Annotated in this window: 11 protein-coding genes and 2 pseudogenes; 7 read left to right on the top strand and 6 right to left on the bottom strand. The window is 75.5% G+C overall.

The window, feature by feature from the left end:
- Positions 1-18: 18 nt before the first annotated feature.
- Positions 19-520, bottom strand: a pseudogene (locus Q3Y56_RS27975) (methylated-DNA--[protein]-cysteine S-methyltransferase).
- A 53-nt stretch (positions 521-573) separates the two neighbouring features.
- Positions 574-2052, bottom strand: coding sequence for an AlkA N-terminal domain-containing protein (locus Q3Y56_RS27970; RefSeq protein ID WP_304464567.1), 1479 nt, complete (start codon positions 2050-2052; stop codon positions 574-576).
- A 118-nt stretch (positions 2053-2170) separates the two neighbouring features.
- Here Q3Y56_RS27970 and Q3Y56_RS27965 point away from each other — a divergent pair, with 118 nt between their 5' ends.
- The 5 genes from Q3Y56_RS27965 to hemC all read left to right on the top strand — a co-directional run bounded on the left by Q3Y56_RS27965 (position 2171) and on the right by hemC (position 12068).
- Entirely contained in the window at positions 2171-2632 is a 462-nt protein-coding gene (locus Q3Y56_RS27965) for a CU044_2847 family protein (protein ID WP_369696869.1), read from the top strand.
- Positions 2633-2681: 49 nt separating this feature from the next.
- Positions 2682-4958 (top strand): trypsin-like peptidase domain-containing protein, encoded by a 2277-nt coding sequence (locus tag Q3Y56_RS27960; protein ID WP_304464566.1) that lies wholly within the window; start codon positions 2682-2684, stop codon positions 4956-4958.
- On the top strand, positions 4955-5929 hold the full coding sequence (locus Q3Y56_RS27955; protein WP_304464565.1) for a MoxR family ATPase: 975 nt from the start codon (positions 4955-4957) through the stop codon (positions 5927-5929). The genes Q3Y56_RS27960 and Q3Y56_RS27955 overlap by 4 nt, the downstream gene beginning before the upstream one ends.
- Before the next feature lie 2 nt (positions 5930-5931).
- Complete coding sequence (locus tag Q3Y56_RS27950; protein ID WP_304464564.1) at positions 5932-8016, top strand: SAV_2336 N-terminal domain-related protein; 2085 nt, start codon at positions 5932-5934, stop codon at positions 8014-8016.
- A 3101-nt stretch (positions 8017-11117) separates the two neighbouring features.
- Complete coding sequence (gene hemC / locus Q3Y56_RS27945; RefSeq protein ID WP_304464563.1) at positions 11118-12068, top strand: hydroxymethylbilane synthase; 951 nt, start codon at positions 11118-11120, stop codon at positions 12066-12068.
- A 43-nt stretch (positions 12069-12111) separates the two neighbouring features.
- Here hemC and Q3Y56_RS27940 read toward each other — a convergent pair.
- The 3 genes and pseudogenes from Q3Y56_RS27940 to Q3Y56_RS27930 all read right to left on the bottom strand — a co-directional run bounded on the left by Q3Y56_RS27940 (position 12112) and on the right by Q3Y56_RS27930 (position 16391).
- A pseudogene (locus tag Q3Y56_RS27940) lies at positions 12112-13532 on the bottom strand (phytoene desaturase family protein).
- A 78-nt stretch (positions 13533-13610) separates the two neighbouring features.
- On the bottom strand, positions 13611-14438 hold the full coding sequence (locus tag Q3Y56_RS27935) for an inositol monophosphatase family protein (protein ID WP_304464562.1): 828 nt from the start codon (positions 14436-14438) through the stop codon (positions 13611-13613).
- A gap of 156 nt (positions 14439-14594) precedes the next feature.
- Positions 14595-16391, bottom strand: coding sequence for a gamma-glutamyltransferase family protein (locus Q3Y56_RS27930; RefSeq protein WP_304464561.1), 1797 nt, complete (start codon positions 16389-16391; stop codon positions 14595-14597).
- Positions 16392-16576: 185 nt separating this feature from the next.
- Here Q3Y56_RS27930 and Q3Y56_RS27925 point away from each other — a divergent pair, with 185 nt between their 5' ends.
- A complete protein-coding gene (locus Q3Y56_RS27925) occupies positions 16577-17410 on the top strand; it encodes a PP2C family protein-serine/threonine phosphatase (RefSeq protein ID WP_304464560.1) in 834 nt (277 codons plus the stop codon).
- 119 nt (positions 17411-17529) lie between these two features.
- Positions 17530-18486 (top strand): MASE1 domain-containing protein, encoded by a 957-nt coding sequence (locus Q3Y56_RS27920; RefSeq protein ID WP_304464559.1) that lies wholly within the window; start codon positions 17530-17532, stop codon positions 18484-18486.
- A 4-nt stretch (positions 18487-18490) separates the two neighbouring features.
- Here Q3Y56_RS27920 and Q3Y56_RS27915 read toward each other — a convergent pair whose 3' ends face one another.
- Positions 18491-19492, bottom strand: coding sequence for a TIGR03842 family LLM class F420-dependent oxidoreductase (locus Q3Y56_RS27915; RefSeq protein ID WP_304464558.1), 1002 nt, complete (start codon positions 19490-19492; stop codon positions 18491-18493).
- Positions 19493-19502 lie beyond the last annotated feature (10 nt).

Genomic DNA, 19502 nt, shown 5'->3' with positions numbered 1-19502 from the left:
CCCTCGCCCAGCGCGCGCCTAGAACAGCCCCGCCTGCGCCACGGCCGCGCGCCGTTCGAAGTCCAGCAGCCGCCGCTTGCGGTCGATGCCGCCGCCGTAGCCCGTGAGGCTGCCGTCCGCGCCGACCACGCGATGGCAGGGGACGATGATCCCGATCGGGTTCTTCCCGTTCGCCAGGCCCACCGCGCGGGAGGCGGTCGGCTGGCCCAGGCGGTCGGCCAGCGTGCCGTAGGAGATCGTCTCGCCGTACGGGATCCGCCGCAGCCGCTCCCAGACGCGCAGCTGGAACGGCGTGCCGGACAGCTTCAGCGGCAGGTCGAAGTCGGTCAGCTCGCCCGCGAAGTAGGCGGCGAGCTGGCGGGCGGCCTCGGTGAACGGCGTGTCGTCGGGCGCGCCGAAGCTCTCCTCCGGGGGGGCGGTGCCGCTGGTCGGTCATGTAGAGCCCGGACAGGACGCCGTCGTTGGCGACGAGGGTGAGCGGGCCGTACGGGCTGTCGAGGACGGTGTGGACGCGGGGCATGAGGGTGTTCCGTATCGCTCGGGAGGCGGTGACGTGTGTGGTCACGTGCGCGGTCAGTCGGTGGGCAGGTGGTTGATCGGGTGGTCGTCGGTGGCCCACAGGTACTGCACGGCGTAGGCGCGCCAGGGCCGCCAGGCGGCCGAGTGCCGGATCAGCGCCGCCGGGGTGGCGGGCAGGCCCAGTTCCCGTGCGGCGCGGCGTACGCCGAGGTCGGTGGCGGGGAAGGCGTCGGGGTCGCCGAGCGCCCGCATCGCGACGATCTCCACGGTCCAGGGCCCGATGCCGGGCAGGGCGGCCAGTCGCCGGCGCGCCTCGTCGCGGTCGCCGCCGATGTCGAGGGCGAGTTCCCCGGTGGCGAGTGCGCCGATCAGGCGGGTGAGGGTGGCGCGCCGGGCGGCGGGCATGGCGAGGGCGGCCGGGTCGAGTCCGGCCAGCGCCTCCACCGCCGGGAAGAGGTGGGTCAGGCCGCCCTCGGGGTCGTCGACCGGTTCGCCGTGCGCGGTGGCCAGGCGTCCGGCGAGGGTGCGGGCGGCGGCCGTGGAGACCTGCTGGCCCAGGACGGCGCGTACGGCGAACTCGTCGGCGTCCACGGTGCGCGGCACCCGCCGCCCCGGCGCCTTGTGGACCAGGGGGCTGAGTCCGGGGTCGGCGGCGAGCGCGGCGTCGACTGCCTCGGGGTCGGCGTCGAGGTCGAGCAGCCGGCGGCAGCGGCTGATGGCCCCGGCGAGATCCCGCAGGTCGGTGAGGGACAGTCGGCACTCGATGTGGTCGGGGCGCGGCCGCAGGGCGGCCACGCCGTGCCCGTACGACAGCCGCAGGGTGCGCCGGTACGCGCCGTCGCGCCATTCCTCCACGCCGGGGACGGCGGTGGCGGCGAGGTGGCCGAAGAGGTTGTCCGGGCACAGCGGCGCGCGGAACGGCAGCCGCAGGGCGAGCACGCCGGGGGCGCCGGGCCCGGTGCCGCGCCCGCCGCGGGCACGCCCGCGCAGCTCGGTCGGGGAGAGCGCGAACACCTCCCGTACGGTCTCGTTGAACGCGCGGATGCTGGCGAACCCGGCGGCGAAGGCGATGTCCGCCATGGGCAGGGCGGTGGTCTCGACCAGGAGCCGGGCGGTCTGGGCGCGCTGGGCGCGGGCGAGCGCGAGCGGCCCGGCGCCGAGTTCGGCGCGCAGCTGCCGTTCGATCTGGCGGGTGCTGTAGCCGAGTCGGGCGGCGAGCCCGGGGACGCCGTCGCGGTCCACGACGCCGTCGGCGATGAGCCGCATGGCGCGGGCGACGGCGTCGGCGCGCTGGTTCCAGTGCGGGGAGCCGGGCGCGGCGTCGGGCCGGCAGCGCTTGCAGGCCCGGAATCCGGCCTGCTGGGCGGCGGCCGCGCTCGGGTAGAAGGTCATGTTCTCGACCTTGGGCGGGACGACCGGGCAGCTGGGACGGCAGTAGATGCGGGTGGTGAGGACGGCGGTGAAGAACCAGCCGTCGAAGCGGGCGTCCTTGGACTGCACGGCGCGTACGCACCGGTCGTGGTCGGTGTGCATGGCATCAAGCATCGGGCACCGGGCGCGCGGGCGGCTGGCGGAAATCCGACATGGCCGTGCCGAGCGTCCTGCGGATCTTGCCGCAAACCGGGGCCGGGCGGGGCGCTCTTCCGCGATGATGGCGTGCGTGACCGACTACACCGAGCTGTCGCTGTCCGACGGCACCTCCGTACGGCTGGAAGTGGTCCCGGCGCCGCCGCCTGACGGCGGGTTCGGGGGCGTGTCCCCGGTGGGCCGTGGACCGTCGTCCGCCGCGCTGCGGGCCGCCGAGGCGGCGCGTACGGTGCTGCGTCCGCTCGGTCCGCTGCTGCAGGAGGTGCACGACGCGGTGTCGTCCGGCGCCGTGCCGCCCGACGAGATCAGCGTGCAGTTCGGGGTGCAGGTGGGCCAGGATCTGAAGCTGGGGATCGTCGGCGCCAACGGGCAGGCCAGCCTGACGATTTCGGCGACCTGGCGCATGGGACCGGACCGTACCGGACCGGCCGACCGCGCGGGCGCAGGCGCCGTGCCGGGCACGGGCACGAGCGCGGGCACAGGCGGCAGCATGGGCGCCGCGCCGGGCGCGGGCCGAACGGACTGAGCGTATGGGGTGGTTCCGGCCTCGTGGCGGCGATTCGCGGCCCGCCGCCGTGTCCGTGCTCAGCGACCTCGACGGCAAGCCGGTCGGCTCGGCCGTCCTGCTGCCCGAGCAGCACCTTCTCACCTGCGCACACGTCGTCAACGGCGCCTTCGGCAAGGACGAGTTCGCCGCGGAGGACCCCGGACCGGTGCGTTTACGGGTCCGCGTCCACGGCCCGGACGACACCGTGGAGCGCGTGGCCCGGCTGACGACGTGGATAGCACCGCGCCTCGGCGGTGGGGGCGTCGGGGCGTACGAGTGGCAGGGCGATCTCGCGGTGCTGCTGCTCGACGAAGCGCTGCCGGAGGCCATCCAGCCGCCCCGCTGGCACCCGATGGCGGAGCGGCAGGTGGTGCGGGCGTGGCACGGTACGGGTGAGCGCGGCTGGTTCGCGGATGCCGAAGTGACCGAGTGCAACGGCCGGTTCGGCTACGTCGACGGGCTGCGGGACAAGCTGCCGGTGGAGCGCGGGTTCAGTGGCGGCCCGCTGTGGTCGCGCCGGGACCGGGCGGTGGTCGGGCTGGTCACGGCCAAGCTGGAGGCGCGCGGCGGGCTGCACCGCGCCTGGTGCGTCCCGTGGCAGCGCGTCCGCGCCGAGCTGGCGGCGACCGGGGCGGCGCGGCTGACGGCACCGTACGACGACGGTCTGCGGGACCGGACCGAGTACACCGACCTCGTGGCACTCCTCGACGGCCTGCGGTTCTCCGGGGGCGCCGAGGGATGGGCGCGCTGGGCCCGGTCCGTGGCGCGCGAGTGCGGACTCGACCACCCGGAGGGCGGGGGCCCGTCCGCCGAGGAGTTCGCCCACCTGCTGCTGACCCGGGAGCGGGCGCTGCCCGCCCTGACGGGCCTGGTGCGCCGCGGCGCGGACCCGGCCGCCGCCGACGCGCTGCTCGACATCGGCCGCAGGGCGGGGCTGCGGCGGCTGCTGTCGCCCCGCGAGCACCGCGAGTTGGTGGGCCTGCTGGGCGGGCTGCCGGCTTCCGGCGCGGCCCGCATCCCGACGGCCGTACGGGCGGCGCTGCTCGCCCCGGTGCCCGCCGGGCTGCTGGCCGACGGCGGACGCGTCGAGGAGCTGACGGGGTATCTGGAGCAGCTGCCCGGCGACAGCATGCCGTCCCCGGGAGGCGCCGGTCCGGTGCCCGCGCTGCTGCGCGCGGCCGAGTTCATCGCCGCCGGGTGCTGCCCGCCCGGGGCGGCCGACGGGACGGGCCACAGGGCGGGTGACGGAACGGCCGACGGCGACGGAACGGCCGACGGGACGGGCGGCCCGCGCGCGGAGCTGCGGCGCTGGAACGAGCGGGTCGCGGAGCGGCTGGGAGTGCACACGGCGGCGCTGCGGGAACGCCGCAGGGACGCCGCCGACTGGGAGCGGCGCGCACGGCACCCGGTGCCCAGGGTGCTGGCGGCGCTGGACTCCTGCGGCCCGGCCGCCGACCGCTACCGGCTGCGCCTGTGGTGCGACGACGGCACCGGGCCGCGCCGGGTCTCGGAGGACGAGAACCGGCCCCGGACGGCCACGGAAGCGGCCCGGGAGATACTCGGCGCGGTGGGCTCGCTGCGCCGCCCGCAGCCGCGGGGGCCGCTGCCGGTGGTGGAACTCATCGTGGACCGGGACGCGTTGGAGGTCCCGTTCGACGACTGGGACGGCGATCCGCAGGGCGTGCTGCCGCGGATCCTCGGGGTGGAGTACCCGGCCGTGGTCAACTGCCCCGAGCTGCGGGAGCGGGCCGGTGCGGATCTGCTGGCGGACTGGCGTGAGCGGTGGCGGCGGCTGCACGAGGAGGAGCCGCTGCGCGTCGACGGCGGCTGCGGTGACACGCGGGCGGTGTACGGGCTGCTGATGGAGCGGCGGTTCGCGGCGCGGGTCGACATCGACGTGCCGGCGGCGGCCCGTTCCGGCATCGTGCAGGTGTGCCTGTCGGCGGGGGTGCCCGTGGTGCTGTGGGACCGCGGCGGCGCGCCGGGCTCCCCCGCCGTGCGGTACGCGGAGCGGGTGCCCGCGCACGGACTCGCGGAGGCGGTCCGGGTCTACCGCAGCAAGACCTTGCAGCGCCCGGCCGACTATCCCGGCCGTCCGGTCCTGGCCTGGGCGGACGCGGACCGGCCGCTGCCCGCGCTGGAGCTGGCGGACCCGGCGGACGAGGCCGCTTCGGCGCCGTCCGGCTCGTACGGGTCGTACGGGTCGGCGGAGCTGTTCGACGACGCGGGTGGCGCCGCGTTCGCCCCCGCGCCGTCGGCCGATGAGTTGCTGTCCGATCCGTCCGACACGGAGGTTCTTCGATGAGTACGCAGCAGGGGTGGCGGCTGTTCCACGGGGACGGCCGGCGGCGCGAGGTGGCGATGCCGCCCGCCCCGCCCTGGCGGCGGTTCGGAGACCAGCCGGAGGACCGGTCCGGGGAGCGGTCCGACGCGGTCCGGCGGCCGACGCAGCCGTATCTCATCGCGCCGCACCACGCCGACGTGGTCAACGCCGCCCTGCATCTGCGGCGCCCGCTGCTGGTCACCGGCGCCCCGGGCACCGGCAAGTCGTCGCTGGCGCAGGCGGTCGCCCAGGAGTTGGGGCTGGGCAAGGTGCTGCACTGGCCGATCAACAGCCGCTCCACGGTGCAGGACGCGCTGTACCGCTACGACGCGATCGGCCGGCTGCGCGAGACGACCCTCAGCCGGGACCGCGACGAGGCCGAGCCGTCGATCGGCACCTTCGTCCGGCTCGGCCCGCTGGGCACCGCGCTGGTGCCCGGCTACGAGCCACGGGTGCTGCTGGTGGACGAGCTCGACAAGGGGGACGTGGACCTGCCCAACGACCTGCTGACGGTCTTCGAGGAGGGCGAGTTCGAGATCCCCGAGCTGGCGCGGCTGCCCGAGGAGCAGGCGGAGGTCGCGGTCCTCACCGAGCGGCCCGGCGAGCAGGCCACGGTGGAGCGGGGGCGGCTGCGCTGCCGGGAGTTCCCGGTGGTGGTGATCACCAGCAACGGCGAGCGGGACTTCCCTCCCGCCTTCCTGCGCCGCTGCGTCCGCCTGGAGCTGCCCACCCCGGACGAGGAGCGGCTGCGCGCGATCGTCACCGCCCATCTGGGGCCGGCGGCGCTGGTCGAGGTGGACGATCTGCTGGACGCCTTCCTGCGCCGCCGCGCGACCCGCGAACTGGCCACGGACCAGCTGCTGAACGCGGTGTTCCTGCGCGCGGGCGGAGCGGACCTGTCGGCTGACGGCCTGCTGGACGCGGTGCTGCACCAGCTCGGCGGGGCGGTGTAGCGATGGCGGGCGGCGACGACCCGACCGCGCGGCGGGCGTCCTCCGCGGTTCCGGCCGAACTCGCCCCGTACCCCGCGGTCATGGCCCTCGTCCAGTCAGGGAGGGCAAGGGGCCGGGTCGGCATCGACGAGGTCCTCCTCGCCTTCGAGGTCGACCGGGTGCCGCCGGACCTGCGGCAGAGGACGCTGGCGGGCCTCGCTGCGGCGGGCGTGCAGTTGGTGGCCGACGCCCAGGGCAGCGACGCCCAGCTCGCCGCGCTCGAGGCGGGGCTCGCGGCGCTGAGGGCACTGGCGGACGCCCAAGTGGGCGGCGCCGCGATCGCCGAGATCGAGGCGGGGCTGAGGGCGCTGATCGCCGACGCCCGAGGCGGCAGCGCCCCGCTCGGTGCCTCGGGCAGCGGCGGCGCCGGGTCCGGTACGGGGCGTACGGCGGCGCTGGGGCAGCTCGACGCCGTACGGGCGGTGCTCGCGGCGAGCGGTGCCGAGCTGTCGCAGGAGGAGCTGCTCGACGCGCTGTGGCTGGCCACCCGGCTGCCCGCCGGGGCGGCGGACGCCCCGCTGGAGCGGGCGCGGACGGTACGGGACGACGACGGCGTGCAGCGGGCGACCGTTTCGCACGGCCCCGTCGCCGCATCGGGCAGCGAGACATCGGCCGTCGCCGAGGGCCCACCGACGACCCCGCAGGTGCCTCCCGGGTCGTCTGGGCGTCCCCCGCCCTACGAGGCGGGCCCCGGCGGCGCGGCCTGGGCGCTGGGCCGGGGAGCGGCCGCGGGCGCAGGGAGCACCGGGCCGCGTGGCACACACGGCGCCGCGGGGACGCTTCCGGGGGGCCGCGGCCGGCCCGCCAGCGGGCTGTACGGCGCGCCGGACATGCCGCTGATGTCCACCGTCACGCGCCGCGCGCGGCCGTCGTCGCACCGCGCGGTGCCGCTGCGGGTGCCGGAGGGCAAGGCGCTGCCCGCCGAGCTGTCCCTGGGCCGCGCCCTGCGCCCGCTCAAGCAGCACCGCCCGAACCCGCTCAGACGGGAGATGGACGAGATCGCGACGGCGGCCGCGCTCGCCGAGACGGGGCTGCCGGATGTGGTCACCCGCCCGGCTCGGGAACGCTGGCTGGATCTGGCGCTCGTCGTGGACGACGGCCTGTCGATGCTGCTGTGGCGGCGGCTCGCCGTCGAACTGCGCACGCTGATGCAGCGCTCCGGGGCGTTCCGGGCGATGCGCGTGCACGGCCTGCGGTCGCGCGGTGCCGGTACGCCCGCGTTGCGCGCCAAGCCGTACGCGCCCGGCGCCGCGACCCTGCCCACCGCCGCGGTGTCCGACCCGTCCGGGCAGACGCTGGTGCTGGTGGTGAGCGACGGGGTGGGCGCGGCCTGGCGGGACGGGCGGATGACGACCGTGCTGGAGCGCTGGGCGGCGCACGGGCCCACGGCGGTGGTGCACGCCCTGCCGCCCCGGCTGTGGCAGGGCTCCGGCATCCGCGCCGAGCGCTGGCGCGTGACGACGCGCAGGCCGGGTGCGGCCAACGTGGACTGGAGCGTCGCCGACCCGGTGCTGCCTCCGGAACTCGCCGCGTTCGACGGCGTTCCGGTGCCGGTGCTGGAACCGGCCGCCGAGCCGATGGCGGACTGGGCCCGGCTGCTGTCGTCCCCGAGCGGAACGGCACTGCTGCCGCTGCTGTCCCGGCCGCGACCCGCGCGCGGGCCCGCGCGGGCGGCGGGCACGGGTGCCACGCCGAGCGCGGGGAGCGCGGGAGGCGTGGCGAGTTCGGGGAGCCCGGCGAACGCGGGCGGCTTGGGGGGCGCATACACCGCGGGGAGCGCGGGAGGCGTGAGAAGCACGGCAGGCACGGGCCATGGGGGAAACGCCGGAATGGCGGGAAGCGCGGGGACCGCGGGACGCGCAGGGACTACAGGACGCGCGGGGAGCGCGGGAGGCGTGGCGAATGGCGCGCGGGGGCCGTGCCGCGCGCCGCTCCGTCCGCCCGGGACGACCTGCGCCACCTCCAGCGGTTCCGCGACGCCGCCTCCCCCGAGGCGTACCGGCTGGCCGCGCATCTGGCCGCCGTGGCACCGCTGTCGGTGCCCGTGATGCGGCTGGTGCAGTCCTCCGTGGAGTGGCAGGCGGACACCGGCCATCTGGCGGAGGTGTTCCTGGGCGGGCTGATGCGCCCGGCCCCGCCGCCACCCGAAGCCGGGCCTGAGCCCCTGCCCGTACAGCACCGGACGTTCCAGTTCACGCCCGCCGCCCAGGAGGCGCTGCTGGACGCCGTGCCGGTCGGCGAACTGCTGCGTACCGGCGAGGTCGTGGGCCGGCAGCTGGCGCGGCTCGCGGGGCGCTCCCCCGACTTCCCCGCCTGGCTCGCCCACCCCGACGGCCCGGACCATCTCCCGTCGGCGGGGCGGCCGTTCGCGACGGTGGAGGCGCGGCTCGCGGCCCGCTTCGGCGCGTCGGGGCGCCGTTCCCCCGCGCCGCGCCTTCGCGCCACGATGGCCGACGGCTGGGCGCCGCTGCTCCCCACCGACCCCCGCACCCTGGGGCCCTACACGCTGCTGACGCGGAACGGCACGGGCGCGCGGACCCTGGCCTTCATGGGGTACAAGCCGGCGGGCGAGACCGCGGTCGTGCGGACCGTGGCACGGTGGGCCGACGACGCCCACCATCTGCTGCGCACGGAGAGCGAGGCGCTGCGCAGGATGGCCGGACGTCACGCGCCGAGGCTGCTGGCCACCGGCCTCGACCAGGACCCTCCGTGGCTCGCGGAAGAGGCCAGAAACGACACCCGGCGGTTGTCCGCCGCGGTCTCCCGTGCCGACTGGGACGCCGGGACGGCGTTCGCCATCGCCCGGGAGCTCGCCGACGCGGTCCGCGTCTGTGCCGAGGAGGGCCTCGTACACGGGGATCTGCACGCCGAGACGGTGCACGTGGCGGGGTTGGACGTGGTACTGACCGGCTGGTCGTCGGCGATCATCGACGGTGTGTCGGCCTCCGGTTCGGATACGGGCCATGAGACCAACATCCGGGACCTGGGCCTGCTGCTGTGGACGATCGGGGGCGGCGAGTACGACCGCACGGCGACGACGGACACGGTCAGCCTGCCGCGCTGGCCAGGCGCCCAGTGGGAGCCGCTGCGCCGCCTGGTGGCCGCCTGTCTGCGCCGGGACACCGACGAGGGGCCGACGATCCACGAGGTCTGGGGCGTCTTCGAGCGGTACGAGCGGATCGGCACCACCGCCGACGGCGCCCCGGTCTACTCCCCGCCACGCCCGGCGGAACCGCCTGCGCGGCCCGTTGCGCAGGCGCCACCTTGGCCGTTGCGGATGGTCTGGGACCCGGCAGTCGAGCAGTGGTTGCCGCTGTCGTCCCAGTCCCAAGCCCCGCGGTCCGATGCCCCGTCCGATGCCCCACGGTCGCCGTCGGGCCCCGCCGCCTATTCGGCCCCACCGCGGATGCCCCAGGAGCCCCCGTCCTCCGAGGCACCCCCGCCGCCGACCTCCGAGGCACCCTCGCCGCCACCACCGCCCACCGACACGTCCCCGCTGCCACCGCCGCCCGCCGCTCCCGCCGGCGAGGCGCCGCACGGATCTCCGCTCATCGCCGCCGATCCGGCCCACTTGGGCCCGTACCGGCTGCTCGGCCGCCTGGCCCCCGGCCCGAACTCGTCCGTCTACGTGGCCCGATACGAGGCGGAGGACGGCGACGCCTACGCGGCGGTCCGCACGCGCACCGTCGCCTTCCGCCCGTCGTCCCCTGATCTCAGCGATCTGGAGACGGAGGCGGAGGCCCTGCGCCGGATGGCGGGCCGCTACGCACCGAGGTTGCTGGGGCACGATCTGAACGACCGCCCGCCCTGGGTCGCCAGGGAGCTCTTCGCGACCTCCGCGGCCCGGTCGGTCCGCACCCTGAAGGAACTGCTGTCCGGCGGCGTCGCACTCGACGCCCGCACCGCGGCCACCCTCGGATGGCAGGTGGCGGAAGCGGTGAGCCTGTGTGCGGAGGAGCGTATGGCACACGGCAGTCTGTCGGAGAGCACGGTGCTCATCGTGGACGGTGCGGTGAAACTCGACGGCTGGGCCAGGGCGGTGATCGACGGTGGCGTCCCCTACCGGTACCGGTATGGGGTTGCCACCCGCCTGGACGACGTGGCCGCTCTCGGCGAGATCTTGCTGCTGCTGGCCGGTGCGCGGTTTGTCCGTTCCGCAGGAGCGAGGCGGCCGACCATCGACTGGTCGGCCTCCCCGTGGCGGAGTGGGGGCTGGGCGCCGGTGCGCGAGATCGCCGAGGCCGCCTGGAGCAATCCCGAACGCCCGACGGCGCGTCACGTCGCGGACGTGCTGGCCGAGCACGTCGCTGACAGCCACGTCTCCCGGATCCGCGCTCCCCTGAAGCACAGCCAGCACATCGCCGTGTTGACTTTCCGGCCCGCGGCCGGCAAGGCCACCACCGCGCTCGCGTTGGGCGCCACGCTCGCCCGCCTCCGCCGGGACCCAGTAGTGGCGTTCGACGCCACCCGGCCCGGCAGCAGCCTGTCGGTACGGACTCGGAACATGGCCGAGGAGTCGGGGCGGGCGTTCGAGCTGTTCGACGCCCGGCACGATCTGTGGCTGCTGGGCGGAGAGGGGCTTGGACAACTGGATCTGCTCGTCCAGGGCAATACGGCGCTCACCACCAGGATGTTCGACGGGAGGGCCTACACCCGCACGCTCGTCGCGCTGCGGCTGCGGTACCCGATCATCATCAGCGAGGCGGGACCCAACATGGAGCGGGCGACCTCCCTCGGAGTCTTCGACCACGCCAACCAGTTGATCGTCGTCTGTTCCGCCGACGACGAGAGCAAGAGCCACGGCGACCTTTATCGGCTGACCCGTTCGCGGTTCTCAAGGCTCGCCAAGCGTGCCATCATCGTGGTCGCCGCACACCGTCCGCTGGAACCGGCGGAGATGCTGACCGCGGTGGCCCGTTACAAAGGGCTGTGCCGCGCAGTCGTCCCCGTGCCGTTCGACCCCGAGCTGTGGTCGTACCCGGAGCTGGACCTCGACCGGCTGACCCCCGCCACCCGTGACGCGTTCGTGCGCCTCGCCGCCCTCCTCGCCCAGGGCTTCCCCGTCCGGCAGCCGGACAGAGCCCGGCAACTGGACCAGACGGACGAGTGAGGCGACGGCCCCGGCGCCGCACGCCCTATGGTGTACGGCATGCCCACCGCGTCAGGCTCCGCGCCCGCCACCATCCGCATCGTCTCCCGGTCCTCCCCCATGGCCCTGGCCCAGGTGGAACGGGTACGTGGCGAACTGGCCGCCCTGCACCCCGGTACCCGTACCGAGGTCGTTCCCGTGACCACCTCCGGTGACCGGTGGATGGGGGACCTGGCGGCGCTCGGCGGCAAGGGCGCGTTCACCAAGGAGGTGGACGCCGCGCTGCTGGCCGGTGAGGCCGATCTCGCGGTGCACTGCGTCAAGGACATCCCCGCCGACCGGCCGCTGCCCGCGGGGACGGTCTTCGCCGCGTATCTGAAGCGGGACGACATCCGGGACGCGCTGGTCCACCCCGGCGGGCTGACCCTCGACGAGCTGCCCGCGGGTACCCGGATCGGTACCTCCTCGGTGCGCCGCAGCGCCCAACTGGCCATCTCGCACCCGCATCTGGAGTGCGTGCCGATGCGGGGCAACGCCAACCGGCGGCTGGAGAAGCTGGACGCGGGTGAGGCCGACGCGCTGCTGCTCGCGGTGTCCGGGCTGGAGCGGATCGGCGTCACGGACCGGATCAGCGAGGTGCTGCCGGTGGAGACGATGTGCCCGCCGATCGGGGCCGGGGTGCTGGCGCTCCAGTGCCGTGAGGAGGACACGGCGACCATCGAGGCGGTCACCGCGCTCGGTGACACGGACGCCTGGCGGGAGATCACCGCCGAGCGCATGCTGCTGCACGTCCTCCAAGGGCACTGCAACTCGCCGATCGCGGGCTACGCCAGGGCGGAGCGGGACGGCCGGCTGTCGCTGCGGGCCCGGGTGTTCACCCCGGACGGCAAGACGGTGCTGGACGCGCACGAGTGGGCCGGGCCGCTGGACCCGGCGACGCTGGGCACCTCGGTGGCGGTGTCCCTGCTGCGCCAGGGCGCACGGGAGTTGATCGACGGGATCCCGCACTAGGGCGGGACGGGCACCGGGCACAGGCCCGGGTCGGCCCCGGCGGTCAGCTGTCCGCGCGCAGGCGCCGCCACACCGCCCGTGCCGCGTGGTGTCCCGACATCCCGTGGACGCCGGGGCCGGGCGGGGTCGCCGAGGAGCACAGGAAGACGGCGGGGTGGGCGGTGGTGTACGGCACGGCCCTGAGCTTGGGGCGGAGCACCGCCTGGAGGCCGGTGAAGGCTCCGCACGCGACATCCCCGTCGACGTAGTTGGCGTTGCGCGCGGCCAACTCCCGCGGCCCCGCGACAGCGCGGGCCAGCACGCGGTCCCGGAAGCCCGGCGCGAAGCGTTCGATCTGCCGCTCGACGACGTCGGTGGCGTCGCCGGTCCAGCCGCTGGGCACATGGCCGTACGCCCAGAACACGTGCTTGCCTTCCGGGGCCCGGGTGCGGTCGATCAGCGACGGCTGGGCGGTGATGAGGAAGGGTACGGACGGGTCGCGGCCCTGGACCGCCGCCCGCAGGGCCGCCTCGATCTCACCGCTGGTGGGGCCGATGTGGACGGTGCCCGCACGCCGGGCCTCGGGCGCGGTCCACGGCACCGGCCCGTCCAGCGCGTAGTCGATCTTGAAGACGCTCGGGCCGTACCGGTAGCCCCGGTAGGCGTTGCCGAGCCCGGCGATCCGGGCCAGGGCGGTGGGCGAGGTGTCGAAGACGTACGCGCGGGCGGGCGGGAGGTCGTCCAGGCGCTTGACCTCGAATCCGGTGTGCACGGCGCCGCCGCACTCGCGCAGATGGCCGCCCAGGGCGTCGGAGATGGCCTGGGAGCCGCCGCGCGGCATCGGCCAGCCGACCTCGTGCGCGGCGAGGGCGAAGACGAGGGCGATGCCGCCGGTGGCCAGGCCCGTGGTGGGGGCGATGGCGTGCGCGGCGAGCCCGGCGAGCAGGCCCCGGGCCTTCTCGTCGCGGAAGCGGAGGGCGGCCATGAGGGCGGCGGGCTGGACGGCGTTGAGGCCGAAGCGGATCCAGGTGGCGGGGTCGCGCGGCAGCCCCAGCCACTGGGTGCGCAGGAAGTCGGGGCGAGGGTGTCCCAGCGGCCGAGGAAGGGGGCCAGGAGCCGGCGGTAGGCGCCCGCGTCGCGCGCGCCGAGCGAGGAGGCGGTCTCCCCCACGGAGCGGGCGAGGACGGCGGCCGTGCCGTCCGGGAACGGGTGGGCCAGCGGCAGTTCGGGGTGCAGCCATTCCAGTCCGTGCCGGGCGAGCGGCATGGCCCGGAACGCCGGCGAGCCCACGCCGAGCGGGTGCACGGCCGAGCAGGGGTCGTGCCGGAAGCCGGGGAGGGTGAGCTCCTCGGTGCGGGCGCCGCCGCCGATCCCGTCCGCGGCCTCGAAGACCTCCACGGCCAGGCCGCGCCGGGCGAGTTCGGCGGCCGCGGTCAGTCCGTTCGGCCCGGCACCCACCACCACCACGTCGAGCATCGACGGCACGTGACAGTCCTCCTCGACGTTGCGGGGTCGTCTGCTGGCGCCGCCGGGCCGTGCGCGCGCCGGGGGTGTGTCGCTCCGTCAGCGCGCGCCCGACAGCAGGGCCAGGATATGCCGCGCGGTCTCCTCGTCCCGCGCCGCGGTGAAGGGCAGCGCGTTGCCGCCCGCGATGCGGAAGGGCTCGTCCGCGACGGTGGCGCTGAAACCGCCCGCCTCGGCGACCAGCAGCAGCCCGGCCGCGTGGTCCCAGGCGTTCTCCCAGGTGAAGGCGACGGCGTCGAGTTCGCCTCGGGCGACGTGCAGATACTCCAGTCCGGCCGAGCCGCACGGCCGGGTCGCGACGCCCGGGGTCTCCAGCCCGGTCAGGGACCGCTTCTCCTCGTCGTCGGTGAAGTCGAAGTGGGATATGGCGACTTCGAGGACCTTGCCGGGCTGCGGGGAACCGGCGTGCAGCCGGTCGCCGCCCAGCCACGCGCCCTGGCCGCGGCGGGCGACGGCCATGAGGTCCAGCGCGGGCGCGTACGTCCAGGAGGCGAGCAGTTCGCCGCGGTGGGCGAGCGCCACCAGCGTGGCGAAGCCGGGGTCGCCGTGCACGAACTGGCGGGTGCCGTCGACCGGGTCGACGATCCACACCGGCAGGTCCCCGCGCAGCCCCGCCAGGACGGCGGGGTCGGCGTGCACGCCCTCCTCGCCGACCACGGTGGAGCCGGGCAGCAGGGCCGTCAGCGCGGCGGTGAGGTGTGCCTCGGCGAGCCGGTCGGCGACGGTGACCAGGTCGTGCGGGCCGTTCTTCTGGACGATCTCGTCGTCGGCCAGCTGCCGGAACCGCGGCAGGATCTCGGCGGCGGCCGCCTTGCGGATCGCCTCCTCGACCTCGGACAGGTCACCGGTGAGGAATGCATCGATCATTCCCCCATGGAACCATGCCCCTCCGACAATAGGGATCGCCGCGGAGGCACCACGGTGTCCTGCGCGTGAACGGAGCCCTCCGGTCCCGGCTCGGCAGCCGACCGGCGCCCTCCGGTCCGCGGCTCCGCGGCCGACCGGCGCCCTCCCGTCCGCGGCTCAGCGGCCGACCGCGTAGCCCTGCATGCCGCGCGGATTGGCGCCCGCCGACAGCACGCCGGTCTCCGGGTCGCGGGAGACGGCGCACAGCCTGCCCTCCGACCAGGGGTCGCCCACGGTCACCCGGTGCCCGCGCCGCCGCAGGTCCGTGATGGTCTCCTGGCCGATGCGCGCCTCGACGGTGACGGACCCGGGGCGCGTCCGGCGCGGATGGAAGGAGCTGGGGAAGGCGTCGGTGTGCCAGTTGGGGGCATCGATGGCGGCCTGCAGCGGCAGCCCGCCGCGTTCCGTCCCGCCGAGTGCCACGGCGAGGAAGAAGTGCACCTGCCACTGGTCCTGCTGGTCACCGCCGGGGGTGCCGAAGGCCAGCACCGGCACCCCGTCGCGCAGGGCGAGGGAGGGGCTGAGGGTGGTGCGGGGGCGGCGGCCGGGGGTGAGGGAAGCGGGCAGGCCGGGCGTCAGCCAGGTCATCTGGAGCCGGGTGCCGAGCGGGAAGCCCAGTTCGGGGACGACGGGGTTGGACTGGAGCCAGCCGCCGCTGGGGGTCGCGGAGACCATGTTGCCCCAGCGGTCGACGACGTCGAGGTGGCAGGTGTCGCCGCGGGTGGCGCCGTCCCCGCCGACGGTCGGCTCGCCCGCGCCCGGGGGCGGCCCCGGCGAGCCGGGATCGTCCGAGGCGGCGGTGTGCGGGCCGAGGACGGGTGCGCGGCCGTCGGGGCTGCCCGGCCGCAGCTCGTACGAGGCCGTGGCCCCGATCAGGGCGCGGCGGGCGGCGTTGTACTCGGGCGACAGCAGGGCCTTCACGGGTACGTCGGCGGAGTCGCCGTACCACGCCTCGCGGTCGGCCATCGCGAGCTTCGTGCCCTCGACGAGGGTGTGGACGTACTCGGGGGTGCCGCGGAGGCGGTCGAGGCCGTCGGGGAGGAGGGCCAGCTGCTGGAGGAAGGCCGGGCCCTGGGACCACGGGCCCGCCTTGCACACGGTCCAGCCGTGCCAGTCGTACGTCACCGGGGTCTCGTAGCAGGCCTCGAAAGCGGCCAGGTCGTCGCCGGTGAGGGTGCCGGTGTGGCGCTTCCCGCTGGTGTCCATGGTGGGGCGGGCGGCGGCCGCGGCGAGCGCCTCGGCGATGAAGCCCTCCCGCCACACGCGGCGCGCGGCGTCGATCTGCCGCTCGCGGCCACTGCCCGCGGACTCGGCCTCGGCCAGGAGGCGGCGCCAGGTGGCGGCGAGGGCGGGGTTGGTGAACAGGCGGCCCGGCGCCGGCGGCCGCCCGCCGGGGAGGTAGACGGCGGCGGAACTGGTCCACTCGGTCGTGAGCAGCTCACGGACGGTGGCGACGGTCCGGCCGAGGCCTTCGACGGGCGGATGGCCGGACTCCGCGTAGCCGATGGCGTAGCGCAGGACGTCGGCGAGGCGCCGGGTGCCGTGGTCGCGCAGCAGCACCATCCAGGCGTCGAAGGCGCCGGGTACGGCGGCGGCCAGCGGGCCGGTGCCGGGCACCAGGTCGAGGCCGAGCGAGGTGTAGTGCGCGATGGTGGCGCCGGCCGGGGCCGGGCCCTGGCCGCACAGCACCCGGACCGGGCCGCCGGCGGGCGCGAGCAGGATGGGTACCTCCCCCGCCGGGCCGTTGAGGTGCGGTTCGACGACGTGGAGGACGAATCCGGCGGCGACGGCGGCGTCGTAGGCGTTGCCGCCGTCCTCCAGTACGGCGAGCGCGGTCTGGGAGGCCAGCCAGTGGGTGGAGGAGGCCATGCCGAAGGTGCCCTGGAGGGTCGGCCGGGTGGTGAACGCTGTCATCTGGCTCCTGTCGCCCGTGCCTGTCATCTGGCTGGTGTCGCCCGTGACTGCCATCTGGCTGGTTTCGCCCGTGCGTGGCCTCGTCCTGGACGCTCTTGATGATCTCGCCGTCGGCGCGGCGGCGCCCAGGGGGCGTAACGTGACGTAGAGGTCTCCTTCGGAGCGGCACCCCCGGAGTGTGCGTGATGAGCCGACTCCGCTTCACCCGGTCCCAGGCGCCGAGCGGCGAGGAACTGCTGAACACCCTCGTCAAGCTCACCGGCGACGTGCTGGACGGGATCAAGCTGCAGCAGGCGCGCGTGGAGCTGGCCACGGCGCTGCAGCGCCTCATGCTCCCGTCCGAGCTGCCGCAGGTGCCGGGCCTGCGCACCTCGGCCCGGTACGTGCCCGCCCGGAAGGGGCTGGACATCGGCGGCGACTGGTACGACGCCTTCACCATGGGGGACGGGACGTTCGGCGTCGCCATCGGGGACGTGCAGGGGCACGACGCCGAGGCGGCGGCCTTCGTCGGGCAGGTCCGTACCGCGCTGCGCGCCGTCGCGGGCGGGACCACCACCGATCCGGGCGCGGTGCTGGCCCGGGTCAACGACCTGCTGGTGGCCATGGCCTGCGGACTGTTCGTGACGTGCTCCTTCCTCCGCTTCGACGCTTCTGCCGGCGAGCTGGCGGACGCCCGCGCCGGGCATGTCCCTGCGGTCTGGGCGGACGCCGACGGCCGTTCGGACATCGTGCTGGACGCGGGCGGGCTGCCGCTGGGCATGTTCCCCGGCGAGGAGTACCCGGTGACCCGGCATCCGCTGAGGGCGCAGGGGGCGTTCGTGCTGCTGACCGACGGGGTGGTGGAGGGCCCGGAGTTCCCGATCGAGCGCGGGCTGGAGGCGGTCGCCAAGCTGGTCGGCGCGGGCTTCGACGCGGACCCGGACCTGCTCGCCACGGAGGTCCTCAAGGTCGCCGACCTGACCGGCCATGACGACGACGCCGCGGTCGTCGTCCTCCGGTACGACGGGCGGCGCGGGTAGCCGGGCGGCCGGGGCGGCGGCTGCCGGGGCGGCGGCGGTCGGCCCGCGTACGGCGGGGCGGAGCACGGGCCGCGCGTGTCGTCGAGGACCCGCGGCCGGCTCGTTGTCTGATGGCTGGCATGGCGTTCAACCGACCGCTCCCCCGGTACCCGGCCGAGGCCCTGCGGACCTGCGTCATCGCCGGGGCCTACTACGGCTCGGCGAAGGTGGGCCTGCTGCAGGAGCTGGTCCGGGGGCAGGTGACACCGCTGTGGCCGCCGACCGGCATCGCGGTGGTGTGCCTGCTGTGGTGGGGGGTGCGGGCGGTGCCGGGCATCGCGCTCGGCGCCTTCCTGGTCAACGTCACGATCGGCCCGACGGCGCTCGCCGTGCTCGGCATCGTGGCGGGGAACACCCTCGCCCCGGTGTGCGGCTGGTTGCTGCTGCGCCGGGCGGGCTTCCGTACCGAGGTGGACCGGCTGCGGGACGCCCTGGCGCTGGTGTTCCTCGCCGCGCTCGTGGCGATGCTGGTCAGCGCCACCGCGGGCACGGCGGTGCTGGTGGCGGCCGGCGGTATCCACGCGGCCGACTTCTGGGCGACGTGGTCGGTGTGGTGGACCGGCGACGCGATGGGGGTGCTCGTGGTCGCCCCGGTCCTGCTGCTCGCGCGCGCCGTGCGGTGGCCGCGGGAGATGCCCCCGTACCGCTGGGCGGAGGCGGCGGCGCTGCTGTGCGGTACGACGGCCGTCACGGTGGTGACCGCGCGGTCCACCGTCCACCTGCTCTTCCTGGTGTTCCCTTTTCTGATCTGGGCGGCGCTCCGCTTCCAGCGGGCCGGGGCCGCGCCGTGCGCGCTGGTCGTCTCCGTGCTGGCGATCTCGGCGGCGGCGGACGACGCGGGCCCGTTCCGGGGTCACGGGCTGGCGGCCCAGATGCTGACCTTGCAGGCGTTCAACGGGACGGTGGCGATGACCGCCCTGCTGCTGTCCGCGGTCATCACCGAGCGCAACCGCACCCACCTGGAGATCGCGTACGTGTGCGGTCTGCTCGCCACCGCCGTGAACCGGCTCGGCCCCGGCGGTGGCACCGGCCGTTGAACGGTCAGTCGGACAGCGCGGGGATCACCAACTGTCCGTACGCGTCGATGGTCGCCTCCTTCGCGTCGTGCATGGCGTAGACCGCGAACTGGTCCACGCCCAGGTCCGCCAGCCGCCGCAGCTTCTCGATGTGCGCCTCGGCCGGGCCCAGGAGGCAGAAGCGGTCGACGATGTCGTCGGGGACGAAGGCGGTGTCGGGGTTCCCGGCGCGCCCGTGGTGGCGGTAGTCGTAGCCCGTGCGCCGCTCGATGTACGCGGTGAGCTCCTCGGGGACGGCGCCGGAGTGCTCGCCGTACCGTGCGACCAGGTCGGCGACGTGGTTGCCGACCATGCCGCCGAACCACCGGCACTGCTCGCGCGCGTGGGCCAGGTCGTCGCCGATGTAGGCGGGCGCGGCGACGCAGACGGTGACCGCGTCCGGGTCGCGGCCCGCCTCGGCGGCGGCGGTGCGGACGGCCTTGACCATCCACTCCGTCAGGAACGGGTCGGCGAGCTGGAGGATGAAGCCGTCGGCCTTCTGCCCGGCCAGCGCGAGCGCCTTCGGCCCGTAGGCCGCCATCCACACCGGCAGCCTGCCCTCCTTGACCCACGGCAGCCGCAGGGCGGTGCCGTCCACGACCGCCTCGCGGCCTTCCGCCAGGTCGCGGATGGCGTCGATGGCCTGCCCCAGCCGGGCCAGGGTGTGCGGTGTGCGGCCCGCCACGCGCATGGCGGAGTCGCCGCGGCCGATGCCGCACACCGTGCGATTGCCGTACATGTCGTTGAGGGTGGCGAAGGTGGAGGCGGTGACCTCCCAGGTGCGCGTGCCGGGGTTGGTGACCATGGGGCCGACGGTCAGCCGCTCGGTGTGCTCCAGGATGCGGCTGTAGATGACGAAGGGTTCCTGCCACAGCACGGCCGAGTCGAACGTCCAGCCGTAGCGGAAGCCGTTGCGTTCGGCGCGCCGCATCAGCCCGACGAGGGCAGAGGCGGGCGGGTCGGCCTGCAGGACGAGTCCGAAGTCCATACTCACTCCC

It is taken from the genome of Streptomyces sp. XD-27 (assembly GCF_030553055.1).
In the GTDB taxonomy this organism is placed as follows: Bacteria; Actinomycetota; Actinomycetes; order Streptomycetales; family Streptomycetaceae; genus Streptomyces.
The sequence above is the reverse complement of the archived record's forward strand: the minus strand, read 5'-3'. Positions and strand labels throughout refer to the sequence as shown.

Excerpts from the sequence above, each read along its gene's own strand:
- Q3Y56_RS27935 (WP_304464562.1), bottom strand. The coding sequence starts at position 14,438 with ATGATCGATGCATTCCTCACCGGTGACCTGTCCGAGGTCGAGGAGGCG.
- Q3Y56_RS27915 (WP_304464558.1), bottom strand. The coding sequence starts at position 19,492 with ATGGACTTCGGACTCGTCCTGCAGGCCGACCCGCCCGCCTCTGCCCTC.
- Q3Y56_RS27970 (WP_304464567.1), bottom strand. The coding sequence starts at position 2,052 with ATGCACACCGACCACGACCGGTGCGTACGCGCCGTGCAGTCCAAGGAC.
- Q3Y56_RS27965 (WP_369696869.1), top strand. The coding sequence starts at position 2,171 with ATGGCGTGCGTGACCGACTACACCGAGCTGTCGCTGTCCGACGGCACC.
- Q3Y56_RS27920 (WP_304464559.1), top strand. The coding sequence starts at position 17,530 with ATGGCGTTCAACCGACCGCTCCCCCGGTACCCGGCCGAGGCCCTGCGG.
- hemC (WP_304464563.1), top strand. The coding sequence starts at position 11,118 with ATGCCCACCGCGTCAGGCTCCGCGCCCGCCACCATCCGCATCGTCTCC.
- Q3Y56_RS27930 (WP_304464561.1), bottom strand. The coding sequence starts at position 16,391 with ATGACAGCGTTCACCACCCGGCCGACCCTCCAGGGCACCTTCGGCATG.
- Q3Y56_RS27950 (WP_304464564.1), top strand. The coding sequence starts at position 5,932 with ATGGCGGGCGGCGACGACCCGACCGCGCGGCGGGCGTCCTCCGCGGTT.
- Q3Y56_RS27925 (WP_304464560.1), top strand. The coding sequence starts at position 16,577 with ATGAGCCGACTCCGCTTCACCCGGTCCCAGGCGCCGAGCGGCGAGGAA.
- Q3Y56_RS27955 (WP_304464565.1), top strand. The coding sequence starts at position 4,955 with ATGAGTACGCAGCAGGGGTGGCGGCTGTTCCACGGGGACGGCCGGCGG.